Source organism: Mesorhizobium tamadayense (assembly GCF_003863365.1).
In the GTDB taxonomy this organism is placed as follows: Bacteria; Pseudomonadota; Alphaproteobacteria; order Rhizobiales; family Rhizobiaceae; genus Mesorhizobium; species Mesorhizobium tamadayense.
Genome location: NZ_RQXT01000049.1, coordinates 1 through 17,510, shown reverse-complemented (window position 1 = coordinate 17,510; position 17,510 = coordinate 1). Strand labels below are relative to the sequence as shown.

The following is a 17,510-nucleotide window of genomic DNA, read 5'->3' as shown; positions in this document are numbered from 1 at the left end:
GCTGACATCGGCGCTTCGCTCTTCGAATGGAAGGACACGGTATGACTTACTTCCTGGACGATCAAATTGGGTCGGCCAAAGATCGCAAGGTCAAGCTTTCCTGCCGTAACATTTGGAAATGCTATGGCCCTATGGATAGCGGTATCTATCAAATGCGCGACACTCCGGAGCGCGCGAGTGCCGTCGCGGCATTGCGTTCGTCGGGCTGCGTGCCGGCAGCCATCGACGTCTCATTCGACGTGCATGCCGGTGAGATTTTCGTCATTATGGGGCTCTCCGGCTCAGGCAAATCAACAGTTATCCGTTGCCTGTCGCGGCTCGTCGAGCCGAGTTATGGCGAGATCCTTTTCGACGGCGAGGATCTCCTCGAGGCCAGTCCCAAACGGCTCATCGAAATCCGACGTCGCAGAATGGGAATGGTGTTTCAGAGTTTTGGCCTGCTTCCCCATCTGACGGTCCTTGAGAACGTGGCATTTCCCTTGAGGGTGCAAGGCGTCGACCGTCAGAGGCGTGAAAGTCGCGCGTCAGAAATGATCGAGTTGGTAGGGCTAAAGGGCCGCGAGTGCGCTTTCCCTGCGCAATTGTCGGGAGGACAGCAGCAACGTGTCGGCATCGCTCGGTCACTAGCTGTTGAGCCAGAGCTTTGGTTCCTGGATGAACCATTCTCGGCTCTAGACCCGCTAATACGTAGGCAGATGCAGAACGAGTTCTTGCGCCTGCAGACCTTGCTGAAGAAAACGATCGTTTTCATCACTCACGATTTCTTGGAGGCTATACGGCTCGCGGATCGCATCGCGATCATGAAAGACGGGCAGATCATCCAGATCGGAAGTGCGGCGGAGATCGTTCTGAAGCCGGCGAACGACTACGTGCGAGAGTTCACGCGCGATGTTCCGCTCGCTCACGTCCTGACGGTGGCGGATGTGATCGAGCCTTATCGAGGGCACTTGCAGGCGACGCAGTCATGCGGTGCCGACATGTCCTTATTGGATGCAATGCCTTCCTTCGCTGGAAACCTGGAGGGATTCGCCGTCACAAACAGCTCCGGCGCGATCGTCGGAGAAATAACCGCTTCAAAGGTCCTGACGATCTTTGCCGAAAGCCAAGAGCGAACACGCTGAGAGATCGATTCAAAGTGACCCTTACCAATAGCCACGCTCTTCCTCTTCAGTCAAAGCCGCGTAGCGCCACTTTGGTCGCTTGGACCGCTGTAGGCCTGACCAGCATGCCTCTCTTCTATTTCCAACACGATCTGACATGGCTCACCAATACGGCAGTCTGGCTAAAGGGTCCGATAGAACGAGGATTGAACCTCGTTATGGACATGTTTGTCGCCAATTTCTCCTGGGCGTTTGGTGCGATCTCGTGGTTGCTGTCGTGGCCATTGACGGAATTGCAAGGCATGCTGCAATGGCTCCCTTGGTCTGTGACATTGGTGGCCTTCACGCTTGTCGGCTTCGCCGCGGCCGGTTGCAGACTGGCGATATTCACTGCCGCTTCGCTATTCTACATGGTAGCGACAGGATATTGGCAAGAAAGCATGAATACCTTGGCTCTTGTTGGGGTAGCAGCCCCGCTCGCCGCCGGGGTCGGCTTTGGAATGGGTGTTCTAGGTTACCGGTCAGGGGTAGCTCGTCGGGTTCTGATTGTCTGCCTCGATTTGATGCAGACCGTGCCGGCATTTTCTTATCTGGTACCGCTTCTCCTGCTTTTTGGATTTGGCCCTGTCGTAGGGCTGATCGCAAGTGCGATCTACGCCTGTCCCCCGATGGTCCGGAACGTGATGCACGGACTCGCGTCTGTTCCAAGTGCGTTGGTTGAATCCGGAGAGATGTCAGGCGCTACGCGGTGGCAGTCTTTCTGGTGGGTAAGGGTTCCCGCGGCGCTGCCGCAGATTATGGTCGGAGTGAATCAGACGATTATGGCCACTCTTTCGATGGTGATCATCGCCTCAGTAATCGGCGGATTCAACGATATCGGCTGGGAAGTGCTGTCAACAATGCGGAAAGCGCAGTTTGGGCAGAGCCTGATGTCGGGCATGGTCATCGCGCTAATGGCGATGATTTTGGATCGCATCTCGGCAGGCTTCGCGAGCCATGTTCGCAGCACCGTTAACACTCCAACCGTCAGCCGGAGTAACGCGCTAGCTGCCTCCGCACTCCTGCTGCTCGCCCTGTTCGCTGCGTCCATGCTCTTTCCCGCCATGCGACAATGGCCAAGCGAGTGGCGTGTCTATCCGGCCGCCCAGATCAACGACTTTTTGAGCTACACGGTTTCGCGTTACGGCTGGGTCTTCGCTGAGATCAAACAGATTGTGAACTTCTGTATACTTCTGCCGCTCAAGATCGGTTGGCTGCGGCTCTTTGATGCAACAGGATACACTATTTCTCCCGTTAACCAAGCCGCGTACTGGGTTGCTGTGCTGTGCGCGATGCTGCTGGCGAGTTTCGCCTGGAAAGGGCGCGGCGCCGTTCTGGTCGCACTGGTTGCAGCAGCCTGCTTCTTTGGGCTGACCAACATTCCCTGGCCTGTGCTGTTCATGGTGGTCGGCGTCGCAGCCTGGCAAGCCGGGGGGGTCGGTACTGCCGGCTTCTCTCTTGCAGGGATGTCGTTTATCCTTATGACCGGTCTTTGGGGGCCGGCGATGCTGTCCCTTTACCTGTGCGCTGCCGCCGTCGCGTTATCATTTGTCGTCGGCGGCGCGCTCGGAGCTTTGGCCGCCTCCAACGATCGATTTTCCGCTTTTATACGTCCTGTAAACGACACTCTACAGACCATTCCCCAGTTTGTTTACCTCATCCCTGTCATCTTCCTGTTCCAAGTCGGCGACTTTTCGGCTCTTATTGCAATTGTCGCTTTTTCGATCGTGCCGATGATCAGATATACTGAGCACGGCATTAGGAGCATCGATCACGAAATCTCGGAGGCTGCCATCGGAATGGGTTGTAGCACCCTACAGAAACGATTTCAGATTGATCTGCCGATCGCATCGCCCGCGATCATGCTTGGCCTCAACCAGACAATTATGTACGCGCTGTCGATGCTCGTGATTGCGGCGCTCGTGGGTACCCGCGATCTTGGCCAGTCCGTGTATATAGCATTGACGAATGCCGACACAGGCGCCGCGCTCACCACCGGATTTAGCATAGCAATCATCGGCATGGTTGCGGACCGCATCATTCAGGCTTGGGCCAAAAAAAGACAACGACAGCTCGGTCTTCAAGAGATCAGATCAGCATGACACGATAGATCGATGGTCTTAGCGTCCTTGAGAATGCAGCGTTGGATGAAGACATCATCGCAAAAGTCGAGGGCGCATCCGAAGCGACTGAGGAGCCGATTGTCATGTATTTGAAGATCTCGAATGTATCTGACGAAACGGCGTCGATTCGAAGCTATTCCTTGGTGAATGCATCGGCAGGAGTGCCGCTGCCGGAGTTCTCAGCTGGGTCACACATTATCGTGCGGGTGACCGGGTCGATATGGAGGCAATACTCGCTAGTAAATACCCCAGGCTTATCGGATCATTACTTGATCTCTGTACTCAGGGAGCAGGAGGGACGAGGTGGGTCGCAATGGATACATGAAAACTGGAAGGTGGGGGATATTATAGAGACAGATGGGCCCGCCAACAATTTCAAACTCGACGAATCGGCTGGTCGAGTGATACTTATCGCCGGTGGCATCGGTATCACGCCGATTCTGTCGATGGCGAGACGGCTGCAACAGATCGGAACCGAGTATCACTTGTACTACTGCGCGCGTTCGGTCGAGGAGACCGCGCACTATGCAGCGATCGTAAATTCGACTCTAGGCAGGAATGTAACGTTTATTCATAACAAGGGAACAAAAGGCGGGCGTTTGGATGTGAGCGGACTGTTGAGTGATCGCAAGGAAGACTGCCACGTGTACGTGTGCGGTCCACACGGGCTTGTGGAGGCCGTCAAGGGCGCGACGCGAGGCTGGCCTCCGGAAACGGTGCATTACGAGCTGTTCGGGGCGGATCCGAGTGCAATACGGTGTCGCGAAGGTGACTCGGAATTTACGGTGACAATCGGAAGCACCGGAGAATCGTTTGCCGTGCCCGCGGGCCGATCGATATTGCGGGTACTGGCCGACAACGGTGTGAAGGTATCAAAGCTGTGTGAGGAGGGGTATTGCGGGTCTTGTCTGACCCCGGTGGTGAGCGGCAAGCCGGACCACCGGGACAGTGTGCTGACGCAGGCGGAACGAAACTCTGGAGAGCTAATTGCCTTGTGCTGCTCGCGTGCAGAGTCCGAAAATCTGATTCTGGACCTGTAACCCATAGGGCGATCCCGGTTCAGCTCTCAGGCGCCGACGGGCCGGAGAACACAAGGCTCGCGTAGTCTCCGGCATCAGACTGTCGATGGTGGCTGCCGGTCTTCACCTATGCCCGTCTGTATCTGGTCGCGCTACGCGCCACCGACGAGCTCGTCTCGGTGTCGTCGAATGCGGTCCGCCACACTGACGGTCCGCGGGCGAAATAAGGCCGACGGCCCACCGCCCGCGTCCTGACGCCGGCGGTAACGACTGACCGTTCGGCCGAGTGTTCGTCCAGGGGGCGCACGGCGTCCTGCGCTGCCTGCTCGCAGGTATCCCGAGCCCCAACGGGCTCGCGCTCGACGCGAAACGCGAGAACCTGCTTCTAGCGGTGACTAGGGACAACGCCATCTGGCGGGTCCCGCTCAGGCCGTCCCATCGAGTGGGCCGCGTCGGACGGTTCATCCAGCTTTCGGGCGGTATCGGACGGGACGGTCTCGCTCCGCCTCCGGAACCTGGCGGTCTGCCATCCCGGGCTTGGATGCGTATGGCTATTCAGCCCGGCAGGCGAACCGCTGCTTCCACGTGATCATGACGGGAATGATACGCTGCGTAGCCAGCACGTCTCCGATGAAGCCACCCTGGACATCGCGCTCAGGAACCTTTTCAACCATCCGCTGTTCTTCACCAACGAATTTTCGGGCTATCTCCTGGTGCTGATCGCGTTCCTTGGCCTCCCTGCAGGCCTGCGCAGCGGCTCCCTACTTCGAATCGAGCTTTTGCTTGCCCTGATGCCGGGCGGCGTCCGCTGGTGGCTGGCGATCGCGTACAACCTGGTGGCCCTCGCCATGAGCCTGGTCCTGCTGTGGCAGGTCTGCATCGAACTCTCTGTCAATTACGGACGCAGCACGCTCGCTCCGGCGCTGCATCAGACGCCCATCTGGCTGCCGCAGCTGGTCATGGGGTGACAGCTTCCAACGCTACCAGCGCGCCGAGATGGCCGAGGCGATCCGGGTGCATCAGTCCCATGCGCCTGCAGGGGCCGCGCACACACAACGACGCTGGCCGGCGCGAATACTTGCTGTAGCAGTGGTCACTGTTTCTCGAAGAGCGTGCGTGACCGGCTTCACGCACTCATGCACCAAAGGAGGCAAGCCCATCGACGATGTCGTGCAATGGTCTATTCAATACCTGCAATTATCCGCGGCAAGCGGGGTCGACGGCGAAGCGGCCGCCATCAGACCGGCAACAATGACGAGGACGGTGCCCACCAGCATCAGGACACCATAGGGTTCGCCCGCAAACAATGCTGCCGAAACGGCGCCAGCGGCCACCTCCGTCATCATAAAAATCCCGAGCCGTGTGGGCTCCAGGAGGCGCGCAGCCCACAGGAACCCGGTGAGCGCGACCGCCCACCACCCGACCCCAATAATGATGATGGCCGGAATACCGGTGCCGTAGTCGATTGAATGCCCGGTCTCCAAGCTGGGGGCCGCCATCACGCATGCCAACAGTACGGCTGACAGAAATGCGCCGACGCTGAAGACGAAGTTGCTGCTGTAAGAGTCGAGACGTGAGTGTATGTAAATGCCCGTGCTTGCGATCGACCACAGAATGCCACCACCGAGGCCGAGCCAATCGCCGACCTCTTGCGGCAACGGGATACCGGTGTTGTTACCCTTGAGAACCAGGAATATTCCGACCATCCCGATTACGATCGCCGCGTAACGTGTCAGCGAAGTCTCCTGTTTGAGCCATAGACGTGCGATCAGAACGCTCCAGACCGGCGTAAGGTAGTACAGGACCACGACCACAGCGACACTTCCATACAACAGGCCGGCTGCATACAGCGCGAAGGACGCCCCGCCGAGACCGGTAGATATGAGCGCGTAACAGTTGGATGAGTAAAGCGATGTCCGGTAGCGCCAAGCGGCGGGCGCCAGAACCACGCAGGCCACAATCACGACGTAGACGGTTCCCCAAACGCCAGTGCCAGTAGATGCTTCCACATAGCGGGCCGGTATCCAGTACAAGCCCCACATGACGGGGACGAGGAGCGCAACCGAGTGCGCTGTAATCAAATTTCGCGTGGCTAGTACGCTCATTCGCAACGCTCCATAGGCGTTATTGCAGCCAAAGGTGTCTACTGGCCCCGCACTCGTTCGTCGGTGCGCGCCTGCCCCGGCAACGTCCTTCCAGGTCGGAGATCACGGCTGCGCCGATGATCGAATTCATTCCTGACGGTTATCGAGTGAAAAATGAAATGCCGCTACTGGGCATACACAGGAAGGTTCTCGACAGTATAAATTCTATTCCTACGGGGCCGCGCCAACGGCAGAGCCTTCAAGACACCCGATCAGCGCTCTCATGACTGAGGCAGGGTGAAGGGTTCGTGATCAGCACCGGCCGCTATGGCCGGTGCAGGATCGCGCTCACCGAGATCACATGGCAATAACCGGTTGCTTGACCAAGCTAGCCCAGCTATTCGACTCCGATTTTGAGTCCGAGAGCATTGACCACCAGCTTCTGGAAGTGGTGGACCGGCGCCTCGGTAACCTGGACCCGATCGCCTCCAACGACGAAACGCCCTTGGTTGTATCCCATGGACTTCAGTCCCTTCTGCACGCTCTCGCAAATAGGGATATCTTCCGCAAATTGGAGTGTATCGCGCTGGAACTTGATGGTGCCACTCAACTCCTCGCTGACGGTTCCGTCCTTCGTAAACCAGTCATGACGCTCGTACGAAGTCGTGGGAGTAAGTGGATCGACGCGCATCACGGAGAGTTGCTCGTCGCCTGGATAAACCCAGATCGTGAGATTCGGCCACAGGAACCACCCACCGTATCCGTCAATGTCGTTACCGCTAACCTTATAGGCAGCGCTGTCCCGAGTGGTCCGAGTGGAGCAGTGGCTGGTGAAGATTCCATTGGAATACGGGTTGTACGCCCCGTCGCCGAAGTCGACCAACACGGAAAAGTCTTTGTGCGCCACTGCACAGTGGTAGCACTCCTGGAAGTTCTCGACCAATATCTTCCAGTTAGCTTGTGGCTCGTATTCTTGGCTGGTGGCATATACGAGATCATCTGCATGAGGTACGTAGCTACGAATCTCCTTTTCCAGTTCGGGAGCCTGTTCACGCAACGGTACAGCTTTACCGTCTAGGTTTACAAAGAGCATACCGCAGAATTCTTCAATCGCCACCTCCTTCAAAGTGAATTGGCTCTTGTCGAAATCCTTGATTGAGCCGGTCTCGCGTGCGGCTCGCAACGTTCCATCGAGGTTATACGTCCATGCATGGTAAGGGCATACGATCATCTGCGTCTTGCCGCAACCGCGTAGCAACTCGTGTCCGCGATGTTGACACACATTGTGGAATGCCCGAACGCGCTCATCTTGCCCTTTGATGATGATCACATTCTGATCGTGGACCAATTCGGTTACATAGTCGCCAGGATTCCGTACCCTGCTTTTGTGGCAGACATAGACCCAACTTTTGTAGAAAATCGCAGCCTTTTCCTGTTCGAAAACGGCTGAATCATAAAAGTACCTTGCTGGAAGCGTGTATGACACGCTGGCGTCCTCACGAAACGGCTTGTCTTGATCTTTTTTCTCGATCAGGTGTACATTCATGACCTAACCTCTCCCTGTTTCTCATCTGTGACAGTGTGCGTTGGCTTTACGGACGTTAGTACCGATGGGGTAATTCGTGACGTTGCAGTCAGCAAATTCGTCTAGTTACTGCCGCATCGTATAAAAACCATGTTGCCCGTGCGACACACCGGTGACAAGCAATGTTATCAAGGTCTTATGGATAAGCGATCGTTATGCCACGCGCGGTGCGATCCGTGACCGATCGTTCGAGAGCCAGGCTTCCGCACGTCCAGGCCCTCAATCTCGTCGTCAGTGCGATCGTGCACTGGAACACGGTCTATCTTGACTGCGCGGTGACACAGATGAAACGAGCGGGAAGGAACATTCCGGATCCGGCCGCGCCGCGCGTCTCGGCGAGCGCTCGCAGGGTCATCCGGACCCCGGCTCGGTTTCGGCCGCGATGCTGGTCGAAGAAATCTGCAAGGCGATGAAGGCCGCTTAGCCGTCAGGTATCCCGTTGCACGCCGAGCCGAGCAACAGCGATGTCATAGGCGGTCGAACAGGCGTTGGTGCGGCCCTGCCGTCATCCTGCCGCGCAACACCGCCTGTCCGTTCTAAGGCGCCGCGTAGTTATTTGAGGTCCGTTCCGCCACCACCGTATGGCGGCTGAGGAGCAAAGCGTCACCCGACTTGGAGGTGAAGCTCAAGGCATCAAGTGGATCCGAGCTCTTTGCCGCTTACAGCTGGCGAGGGATCTGAACGCCTTTCGCGATCAACGAAACGCGGGGTTGTGCCGCCAACTCTGTTTAAGATGGATCACTTCTCCATCTGTTCCGGGACATGATCGAATGAGCATCGATGCGGTTCTCGCCGAAACAAGGCCACCTTTGGGCACCTTGCACTCATGCGTGTGCACTGATCGCATTCAGGAAACAGGGGATGTCGTCACTCTGGAGTTCCAGAGGACCGATGGTCGGAGATTCGATTTCCTTGCCGGACAGTTCGTTACGATCCGTTTCTCTTGGGACGGCGAGCGTTACGCGCGGGTGTTTACCATAGCGTCGCCGCCGACCCGGCCTCAACGTATCGCCTTGACGATCAAGGCCGCGGCGAATGGCAGGGCCACGCGCATCCTGCACGATCATTTCGCCGCAGGTTGCTCGCTCGAGATCAGCGAACCCGGCGGCGACTTCACGCTGGAGGGCCGCGCCGTCGAGAAGGCGCTGTTCCTGTGCGCTGGAAGCGGTATCACGCCGCTGATGTCGATGGCGCGGGCCCTGTATGATACAGGCAGTGATCTGGACCTCGCGTTCATACAATGCGCGCGCACGCCCGACGATGTGCTCTTTGGCCAGGAACTGCGGATGCTGCGCGAAAGCATGCTGAAGCTGAGGGTCGAGACAATGTGCAGCCAAATGTCTGGATCCGGCCAACCCCAAGGTGGCGGCCGGCTTGACGTGGCCCAGTTGGCGCGTCTTGTCCCGGATGCGGCTTCACGGACGGCCTTTCTGTGCGGCCCGGCCGGATTCATGCAGGCAATGCGCCGTCATCTGATCGAGCTTGCGGTTCCAGCCGAGCGGATCTTCATGGAAAGCTTCGGCCTCGAACCATCGCCAGCAAACAAGGCATTTGGCAGCACGGAAGCCGTTGTCACCTTCGAGCGCTCCGGCGTGCGCTGCGAGAGCAACGAAGGTGAGACAATCCTGCACCTGGCCGAAGCCAAGGGCGTTTACATCGAAACGTCGTGCCGAATGGGCGTGTGCGGCACGTGCAAGGTCAAGCTGCTTCAGGGCGAAGTCGAGATGAACGATATGGGCGGCCTGACAGAAATTGAGCGCCTGGACGGCTTCATCCTGTCCTGCTGCAGCATGCCGAGAGGCGACGTCGTGATCGACCTGTAGATGCTACGCCGTCATCAGTTTGAGTGCCTTGAGCAGGCGAACATGGGTATGGGAATGGTGGTGCCTGACATGCACGGCCGAATAGATGGGATGTGAGATCTTCGGTGCATCTGCAACGGGGTGCGCCACACCCTCCTGCCGCAATCTTGTCGCCATCGTTTCCGTAACGAAGGCGGCACCGCCCCGGCTTCGCAGGAGATAAACAACGGCACCGCCATTTCCCGTCGAAACCGGGCTGTTTTCCAATTCCGGCAACATCTGCTTGTGGGCGCGGTTGAAAAAGGCCGAATAATTGGCGCGGATATAGTCCGCCGGCTTGACCTCGCTCCAGGCAATGCTGCGCGTCGAAACCATGACGAAATTTTCCTCCGCGATCTGCTCGTAATGCATGTCCGGAAAGTACTGCGGAGAATAGAGCACCGCCAGATCGAGGCTGCCCGTGGTGAGATCAAGGATCATCTGGTTCGAGTAGTCGATCTCGACATAGATCGCGAGCTTGGGCATCGTCGCCCGCACCCATTCCAGCCACCCTTCCAACACGCGTTCATAGAGCTCGAACTGGATGCCGATGCGGATGAGGCGATCGAACTTTCCAACCGCCTGGATTTCGCTGCGAGCGTCCAGCCAACGCAGCCTAACCGCGCGCGCGTGCTCTTCGAACCTCAGACCGGCCACGGTCGGCTCAGTCCCGCTTTTGCCGCGGATGAAGAGCTGCTTTTCCAGGAGAGCCTCGAGCGTGCGGATGCGGCTGGAAACGGTCGACTGGGTGATGCCCAGCCGCTCCGCTGTTCTGTTGAAATTGCGGGTTTCGATCAGATCTAGGAACGTATCCAGCAGTTCGATCTGCATGCAGCCATCCCGCGCAAGAATTCCCGCAACTGCTAGCGCTTTTCAGGCTGTTCCGACAACAGGTAATCGGATTCGCCGATTAACATCTTGCTGTTGGCTGCGTTGCCGGAGCTGCCGCTGAGGCGCACGCTTACCCGTCTTCCGCCCACCCTCCATGGCAGGTGCCTACCCATGTTCATCGTCGACACCGACGTCCACAATTACTGGTCCAGCGCCGAGGTGCTGCTCCCCTATCTCGAGCCCTACTGGCGCGATTTCCTGGTTCGCGGCGAGAAGCCTGGGCCGAGGGGAAGCTTTCCGCATGGCCACCGACCATGGCTGCATCCGGAGGGGTTTTCGCGGGCCGACATCCGGCCGGAGACCGAGGAAGACAACTATTTGATCATGAAGGAGAAGCACCTCGATCTCTACGACATCGACGTGGCTATCCTCACCGCCGACGAGCCTTTGGAAGCTTCGACGCTAGCCAACTACCACTATGCCAACGCGCTGGTGAAGGCCTACAATGACTACATGATCGACTGGTGGCTGCCGAAGGACAGCCGCTTGAAGGGATCGATCATCATTTCGCCAACCGACCCGCACGGAGCCGCGGCCGAAATCCGGCGCCTCGGCGGCCACAAGGACATCGTGCAGGTACTGGCCAGCCACGGCTCGCAGCGCCCCTATGGCGATCCCTTCTACCATCCGATCTATGAGGCCTGTGCTGAGGTCGGCCTGCCCTTCGCCATCCATTTCGGCGGCCAGGGCGGCGTCAACCACAATGCGGTCGCCAGCGGTCCGACTGCCTATTACTGGGAAACGCACGCCCTGCTCAGCCAGCCGGCCATGACCCATGTGGTCAGCATGATCTCCAACGGCGTGTTTGAGAAGTATCCCGACCTCTACTTCGTCGTCATCGAATGCGGCGTATCGTGGTTGCCTTCGCTGATGTGGCGGCTTGACGCCAACTTCAAGGCGCTGCGCAAAGAGACGCCGTGGCTGAAGATGCTGCCCTCGGAATATTGCCGCCGCAACATCCGCTTCAGCACCCAGCCGCTCGAGCAACCTCAGAACGTGAGGCATCTGTGGGAAACGCTGGAGCACATGGACGGCCAGAACACACTGCTTTTCGCCTCCGATTATCCGCATTGGGATTTCGACGCGCCGACCAATCTGCACATCCCGCCCGCATGGCGCGACAAGGTCATGGGCCTGAATGCGCTGGAGGTCTACAAGCGCATCGAGGCTCCGGCCGCTACCGCGAGGGTCGCCTGATGACAGCCGCAGCAACCGCCCCCGCGCTGACCTTCGCCTGCAAGACCGCCGACGTCGCTGTCGGCAAGCCGAGGATCGTCACGATCGGCCGCATCGGCGTCGGCATTTTCCAGCTCGAGGATGGCTACGCCGCGCTGCTCAACATCTGCCCGCACCGCGCAGGTCAGCTCTGCGAGGGGCCGATCTCCGGTACCACCAGGCAAACAGACAAGACGGAATTCGTTTACGAACGCGCCGGAGAGCTCATTCGCTGCGCCTGGCATGGATGGGAGTTCGATATCCGGTCCGGCAAATGTCTTGTCGATGACAAGCTAAAGGCTCGCACCTTTCCCGTACATGTCGACGGCGACGACATTTATCTTGAAATGGCCCGCTGACAGAACCAGAATTTGGAGTTTCGCCAATGGAAACCGTGAAGTTTACCCAGATGAAGGATGGCGACCGTGAGGACTATGCCTTCCTGACCGAGCATGAAATCGAATATGCCGCCGGCACGGCCGACCGGCTGCTCGCTGCAATGGTCGACCTCGACAAATCGCTGTCAGGCTATAAGGTCACACGTCTCGGCCATTCGCTGCAGGCCGCCACACGAGCCTGGAACGCAGGTGCCGATATCGACTGGGTTGTGTCGGCCTTACTGCACGACATCGGCGACATCTATGCTCCGTACAATCACGACGAATACGCCGCCGCGATCCTGCGCCCGTTCGTGCGCGACCAGTGTGCCTGGGTCGTCGAAAAACATGGCGATTTCCAGCTGATCTACTACGGGGACTACGTCGGCGCGAATCCACACAAACGGGACGCGTTCAGGGACAACGCGTATTTCGACGACTGTGCGGAATTCTGCGAAAAATGGGACCAGGCGAGCTTCGATCCGGACTACGCCACGCGGCCGCTGGAATTCTTCGCGCCCATGGTGCGGGAAGTCTTCACCCGCAAGAGCTATGATCCGGGAATAATTCGGATCGATCAGCGAGAGCCCCTGTCGAACGTCGCGCTGCAGGTGTCGCGTGCGGCGTTGAGCCATCGTCGGTCAATGAATACAAAACAGCCAGCGACATCATGCACCGGTGGGTGATTGAGATCGAGAACAGGCCCGAGCTTTGGAGATCCGGAACGTTCGATAGAAGTCTGATAGCAACAGCACGCGAATGGGCGGATCACTACGGGTCGATGATCTTTTCCATAGTCGGTGTAAAATAATGCACTTTTTGGACTTCATCGCCGGCTTCGGCGTTTCGGCCGTTGTTGGACTTCTGCTTGGAATTGTCGCTATTACAATCATCGGTCCGAATACGACAGGTGGCGCGGGTTTAATTATCCTGATCGGAATTGCCATCGCGATTGTGATCGGCGCGGTTTATCGCTCATTTCGGCCCGCCAAAGCACCTCCTGAGAAGAGACTTTAGCAACCCCCGAAGCGAGGTGGAAAGCTCGATTTCCGTTGCAGCGGCGCAAACGTCACCAAGCTGTCGTTCTAGAGCGCGATCAGAGAGGCTTCCGCTCTCTTCGGATACGATCGAGCAGAAGGAGTTTCAGTAGTTATCGATGTTGTCCGATCGCACGAACGCTGGTGAGTCCGTTCGCGTCGGCTAATCGATAACGACCTGGGCAACGCCCGCCTGGTCCAATAATCTCCGCAGCCGGCGCTTCAGGTTTTCTTACTTCGGTCCGTCATGGACAGGCGCAGAATTTCGCTTAAGGCGGGGCCAGCGGCGGCGATGCCGACGAAAAGCACAGCTACCGACTTGCCCGCAAGCCAGGCTCGCCCACACAGATCGCGCCCAACGCCCAGATAGCCCTTGTTGGCGCTCGCCATGCGCTCAGCGGCCGCTCTCGGATAGGGCGCATTTGTTTCTGCGGCCGATGTAAGGCGCAACCGACCGCATGGCGGCCGGCTATACCCGCTGCAGTCCGCTTAACACTTTTCGCACTTCGCCTCGCCCAAGCAGCTTGCTGAAGCGGCGGTAGTCGCCATAGCGATACTGCCAGCGTCCTGCAGCAATGGCAGGATGTACGCCTGCCCTGTTTGCTACCAGCTGCAGATCGTCCGCAGTGCTATACTCCGAGATATGCTCGTTCCAGTACTTTTCTGGAATTAGTGCGTTACTTGCAAACGCGTCAGCCTGCGCTTCGATCCCGTCGACAGCGCTGACTTCGAGGTCGTCGAGAATGACTTTTCGGTTTTCGCTCAAATGGCAGCAGACATGGGCGAACTCGTGCAGCAGGGTGAACCAGAAATTGTCGACCCTATCGTGGCGTAGGGTAACTGCAATGACAGGCGTTCCATCGCGGCGACACATAGCGGCTCCGTCAAGATAGGTTCCAGGTAGATGTTCGAGAACGACTAGGGCAACACCCAGACTCGCTAGCTTGCTTCTCACTAGAGACGGCCAGTTGGGCTCGGCGCTCACCTTAGCCAACTGCCGGGCAGCTGCCGCGTCGAGTGTCTTGCGGGGCTTCACCGACACCTTGTCTGCCATAACCAGTACAGCGGCACACCACGCTTCGACCGCCCCAAAATCGGTTTTGGCGTTTGTGCGCTCGGTACGTGTCTTCCGAAGCATAGCAACAGCCGGCCCGAGATTGCCGGCGCGCGAAAGAAAGGCTGAGAGTTCCTCCCTCGCCTTCATCACCCCGAGTTTCCGAAGCTTTTCGACCGCCGCAACCGAGGTAGCGGAAGGTCGAGACTTCGGCTCATGGCGTGTCGGCCCGATCAGTGACTCCACTGGAATCGACAGATGCTGGCTCAATGCCCGTATCTGGTCGACGGTCAGTTGCCTCTGGCCGTTCAGGACCTCGGAGACACGCGATTTTGTCCCCAGATAGGCAACGAGGTCGCGTGGCTTTAGCCCGGTCTGCCCCATGCGGAAGCGAATGGCATCGGCCGGTGTGACCGCCGCGACGGCATGATGGGTCCGCTCCCAGTTTTCGACGAGCACCTGGAGCACATCGAGCTCGTCGATGGAATCCTGGTCGTCGCGCACCATGAGTACGCGCGCGCGCGCCATAGCCTTGTCGTAGTCGCCCTTTGTCCTGATCGGTCGTATCGTCATGCCGCTCGTCTCCCTGTTGTGCCGGTCTTGCGCCCAGCCGTCGCCCCCGCAAAGGCAACCAGAACCATACCGGTGTCGTATTTGATGATGAGCTCGACACAGTGAGTCTCCCCCATAGGAATGCGCACCCCATCCGTGCCGCAGCTCGCGAAAGGAAACCGGGCTGCGAACTCCGCTTCGGTTCGCCACTGCGTGACAGCAAGCTCCGAAAGCAGCGCCGAGACGGCGCCGGCCATGCCGTCGACCCCGCATTTGGCGAGGCCCTCCAGCTTCGTGATACCCATCAGCCGCATTTGATGATCCAGATAGTTCCCAAATATGGAACGATCACTTGCGCCGAGCGTGCAGCTGTGGCATACCCAGACTCATCGTTCCCAGTAGTGGAACGAGTAACACCTACTGGGACGCGAGCCAAGCAGGTTCGCGCGCCAAGCTCACAAGGCCTAACATTCTCTGCGAGGTAACCAGTTATGGCCGAAAAGCCCGAGAAGACTGTCACCATCACCGTCAATCAAGACGATCATGAGGTGGCGATGGAGAAGATCTCGTACGACGAGGTCGTCGCACTCTATCTTTCGGATGGAGGGGCTGGCTCCAACGAATACCTGATCAAGTACTCGCGGGGCCACTCCAACAATGTGAGCGGGACGCTCGCGCCAGGCAACGAGGTGATGGTAAAAGATGGCATGCGGTTCAGAGTTTCGGGAACTGGCGAATCATAATCGGTTCGTCCAAGACCTTGAAGAGCAAGGCTACCTACTCGATTTCGTGGGCGGCTACTTTCTCATCTACGGCCTGCCCTATTTGAATGAGCGGGGCGAGCTTGCGTATGGAGATTTGGCAAGTCCTGTCGATCTGTCGGCGGAAGGAGTTCTCGATCCACCAAGCAATCACCAGGCTTGGTTCCGAGGGGCGCGCCCGCACGATCAGAACGGTCGCCAACTTCGCCTTGGTGGAGGGGCACACAAGGTCAAAGTTGCCGAGGGCTTTGAGACGGACAGTTCGTTCTCATACAAGCTCCTCGACTCGGCGGGTCAGATGCGTTCCTACATCTCGTTCGAAGAGAAGGTGCACACATATGTCGATACGATCACGGGCCCCGCATTGGCAGTTTTTCCGGATGCGACGCCGCTGCGAGCCATCGAGGTCAAGGCGGCGGAGCAGGGCACACCTCTGCGTTTCCCTGATACGCTGTCTTCAAGGTATCATATGAACGACGTGTCGAGGCTGCTTGAGGGCAAGAGAGTCGCCATCGTCGGGCTCGGCGGTACGGGTTCGTACATTTTGGACTTTATCGCCCGCACGCATCTGGCCGAGATTGCCTTGTTCGACGATGACAAGGTGCACGTGCATACCATCTTCCGCTTTCCAGGGTTTATTCCGCGAGCGATCGGGTCGCAAAAGGTCGAGGCCCTTGGGCAGCAATACGGACAATGGCACGCCAACATCACAGCTGTCCCGGAGAGGGTGACCGAGGCAAACATAGATCGGCTTCGAGGCTTTGATTTCGTGTTCCTAGCAATCGACCACGGTCCCTCCCGCATCTTCATCGCTGATTGGCTGAGCGCCAATGGCATTCCCTTCGTAGACTGCGGGATGGGGCTTAACCGGGCACCGGTCGGTTTGAACGGCGTCGTCAGGGTCACAGGTGTAGATCGGGCGGCTTATGAAGCAACCGCGCGAACGGTCTTCCTGCCTGGTGGCGATCCAGAGGGAGGCGAATATCGCCGGCAGGGCCAGATTGCAGAATTGAACGCGCTCAACGCTGCTTTGGCGGTGGTTCGGTTCAAGCAGCACTTTGCGATCTATGACCGTCTGGATGAGGCTGCTTCGATCATTTTCGAGACATCATCCTTCGAGATCGACCGGCCGGTGATTGCGAAATGAGCTATCGCTATCAGCTGGTGGACCGCATCCCCCCTGATATGGGGGAGGCCGTCGTCTACCACACCGAGGAGTTTGAACTCGCCGGGCTGCTGTGCGCCTGCGGCTGCGGCCATCGCATCACCCTCCTGGTGCCCGATAGTCATGAAATATGGGACGAAGGGGGTTACGCAACAATTCGGCCGTCCATTGGCGTCTTCGATGCGCCGTGCAAGTCGCACTACGTTATCAGCGCTGGCCACGTTCATTGGCTCCCCGCCTTTACCGGCGCCCAGGCGGCCAAGATCATGCATTCGCAGATTGCTCGGCATGTTGCGCGCGACGCTAAGCCAGCCTCACGGTGGCAAAGGGCCAAAACGGCGGTGCTCCGCCTGCTCAGCAAGATGAGGACCTACATCACAAGGTGATGCTCGCAACGTGATGCTCGCAACGATTTGGTCGCTTGGGAGTGACGCTGAGCGGCCCCCGATCAAGGGGTGGGTTCGGTCGAAACCGGTGGTTTCACTATGAGGCGACGTTGATCAGCTTGCGCAAACGAAGGGCTGCTTTCGGGCACATTCAGCATCCAGCTATACGTCTCGAATGGGCGCAAAGCTGCTGTCCGGCCGGCGCCACGTTTTGAACCAGCAGACAGTCGACGACTCTGAGGGATAACCGATAGTGTGAAATTAGTCTTTTACACTAAGTC

General features: G+C 58.2%; 18 protein-coding genes and 1 pseudogene. 14 read left to right on the top strand and 5 right to left on the bottom strand.

What is annotated here, in order from left to right:
• Window positions 1-41: 41 nt before the first annotated feature.
• From EH240_RS28985 to EH240_RS39930, 4 genes are all read left to right on the top strand, one after another.
• Window positions 42-1,121: a quaternary amine ABC transporter ATP-binding protein gene (locus tag EH240_RS28985; RefSeq protein WP_245436456.1), complete on the top strand. Its 1,080-nt coding sequence runs from the start codon at window positions 42-44 to the stop codon at window positions 1,119-1,121.
• Between the two features lie 197 nt (window positions 1,122-1,318).
• Complete coding sequence (locus tag EH240_RS28980) at window positions 1,319-3,241, top strand: ABC transporter permease (protein WP_245436454.1); 1,923 nt, start codon at window positions 1,319-1,321, stop codon at window positions 3,239-3,241.
• Window positions 3,242-3,282: 41 nt separating this feature from the next.
• Window positions 3,283-4,302, top strand: a complete 1,020-nt coding sequence (locus EH240_RS28975) for a PDR/VanB family oxidoreductase (RefSeq protein ID WP_125005001.1) — start codon at window positions 3,283-3,285, stop codon at window positions 4,300-4,302.
• Window positions 4,303-4,718: 416 nt separating this feature from the next.
• Window positions 4,719-5,249 carry a TRAP transporter small permease subunit gene (locus tag EH240_RS39930; RefSeq protein WP_206075342.1) on the top strand — a complete coding sequence of 177 codons (531 nt, stop codon included), beginning with the start codon at window positions 4,719-4,721 and terminating at the stop codon, window positions 5,247-5,249.
• Window positions 5,250-5,465: 216 nt separating this feature from the next.
• Here EH240_RS39930 and EH240_RS28965 read toward each other — a convergent pair whose 3' ends face one another.
• Complete coding sequence (locus EH240_RS28965; RefSeq protein ID WP_245436453.1) at window positions 5,466-6,386, bottom strand: DMT family transporter; 921 nt, start codon at window positions 6,384-6,386, stop codon at window positions 5,466-5,468.
• Window positions 6,387-6,762: 376 nt separating this feature from the next.
• Window positions 6,763-7,911, bottom strand: coding sequence for an aromatic ring-hydroxylating oxygenase subunit alpha (locus tag EH240_RS28960; protein WP_008878291.1), 1,149 nt, complete (start codon window positions 7,909-7,911; stop codon window positions 6,763-6,765).
• Window positions 7,912-8,113: 202 nt separating this feature from the next.
• Here EH240_RS28960 and EH240_RS28955 point away from each other — a divergent pair.
• From EH240_RS28955 to EH240_RS28945, 3 genes and pseudogenes are all read left to right on the top strand, one after another.
• Window positions 8,114-8,285 (top strand): annotated as a pseudogene (locus EH240_RS28955) (Tn3 family transposase); the annotation flags it as partial.
• Complete coding sequence (locus EH240_RS40200) at window positions 8,219-8,374, top strand: DAK2 domain-containing protein (RefSeq protein WP_125005058.1); 156 nt, start codon at window positions 8,219-8,221, stop codon at window positions 8,372-8,374. The pseudogene EH240_RS28955 and the gene EH240_RS40200, both read left to right, overlap by 67 nt.
• Window positions 8,375-8,720: 346 nt before the next feature.
• Window positions 8,721-9,773: a flavin reductase family protein gene (locus tag EH240_RS28945; RefSeq protein ID WP_125004997.1), complete on the top strand. Its 1,053-nt coding sequence runs from the start codon at window positions 8,721-8,723 to the stop codon at window positions 9,771-9,773.
• 3 nt (window positions 9,774-9,776) lie between these two features.
• On the opposite strand, the gene EH240_RS28940 is transcribed toward EH240_RS28945, so the two are convergent.
• The gene (locus EH240_RS28940; RefSeq protein ID WP_006339682.1) at window positions 9,777-10,622 is read right to left on the bottom strand and encodes a LysR family transcriptional regulator; all 846 of its coding nucleotides are present in this window, start codon (window positions 10,620-10,622) and stop codon (window positions 9,777-9,779) included.
• 171 nt (window positions 10,623-10,793) lie between these two features.
• On the opposite strand from EH240_RS28940, the gene EH240_RS28935 reads away from it, so the two are divergent.
• The 4 genes from EH240_RS28935 (at window position 10,794) to EH240_RS28920 (ending at window position 13,291) form a co-directional block, all read left to right on the top strand.
• The gene (locus EH240_RS28935; RefSeq protein ID WP_125004995.1) at window positions 10,794-11,879 is read left to right on the top strand and encodes an amidohydrolase family protein; all 1,086 of its coding nucleotides are present in this window, start codon (window positions 10,794-10,796) and stop codon (window positions 11,877-11,879) included.
• Window positions 11,879-12,256 (top strand): Rieske (2Fe-2S) protein, encoded by a 378-nt coding sequence (locus EH240_RS28930; protein ID WP_006339675.1) that lies wholly within the window; start codon window positions 11,879-11,881, stop codon window positions 12,254-12,256. The genes EH240_RS28935 and EH240_RS28930 overlap by 1 nt, the downstream gene beginning before the upstream one ends.
• Window positions 12,257-12,282: 26 nt before the next feature.
• Window positions 12,283-12,960 carry an HD domain-containing protein gene (locus EH240_RS28925; RefSeq protein ID WP_125004994.1) on the top strand — a complete coding sequence of 226 codons (678 nt, stop codon included), beginning with the start codon at window positions 12,283-12,285 and terminating at the stop codon, window positions 12,958-12,960.
• Between the two features lie 124 nt (window positions 12,961-13,084).
• Entirely contained in the window at window positions 13,085-13,291 is a 207-nt protein-coding gene (locus EH240_RS28920; protein WP_125004992.1) for a hypothetical protein, read from the top strand.
• A 489-nt stretch (window positions 13,292-13,780) separates the two neighbouring features.
• On the opposite strand, the gene EH240_RS28915 is transcribed toward EH240_RS28920, so the two are convergent.
• Together EH240_RS28915 and EH240_RS38200 are read right to left on the bottom strand one after the other, a co-directional pair.
• Entirely contained in the window at window positions 13,781-14,938 is a 1,158-nt protein-coding gene (locus EH240_RS28915; RefSeq protein WP_167484203.1) for an ImmA/IrrE family metallo-endopeptidase, read from the bottom strand.
• A complete protein-coding gene (locus EH240_RS38200; RefSeq protein WP_167484202.1) occupies window positions 14,935-15,231 on the bottom strand; it encodes a hypothetical protein in 297 nt (98 codons plus the stop codon). Before EH240_RS38200 ends, EH240_RS28915 begins: the two co-directional genes overlap by 4 nt.
• Before the next feature lie 177 nt (window positions 15,232-15,408).
• Between EH240_RS38200 and EH240_RS28910 the strand changes: the two genes are divergently transcribed.
• From EH240_RS28910 to EH240_RS28900, 3 genes are read left to right on the top strand one after another with little or no spacing between them, the layout of a single operon-like run.
• The gene (locus EH240_RS28910) at window positions 15,409-15,660 is read left to right on the top strand and encodes a multiubiquitin domain-containing protein (RefSeq protein WP_125004988.1); all 252 of its coding nucleotides are present in this window, start codon (window positions 15,409-15,411) and stop codon (window positions 15,658-15,660) included.
• Window positions 15,620-16,825: a ThiF family adenylyltransferase gene (locus EH240_RS28905; RefSeq protein ID WP_125004986.1), complete on the top strand. Its 1,206-nt coding sequence runs from the start codon at window positions 15,620-15,622 to the stop codon at window positions 16,823-16,825. Before EH240_RS28910 ends, EH240_RS28905 begins: the two co-directional genes overlap by 41 nt.
• On the top strand, window positions 16,822-17,229 hold the full coding sequence (locus EH240_RS28900; protein WP_125004984.1) for a ubiquitination-like system serine protease family protein: 408 nt from the start codon (window positions 16,822-16,824) through the stop codon (window positions 17,227-17,229). Before EH240_RS28905 ends, EH240_RS28900 begins: the two co-directional genes overlap by 4 nt.
• Window positions 17,230-17,510 lie beyond the last annotated feature (281 nt).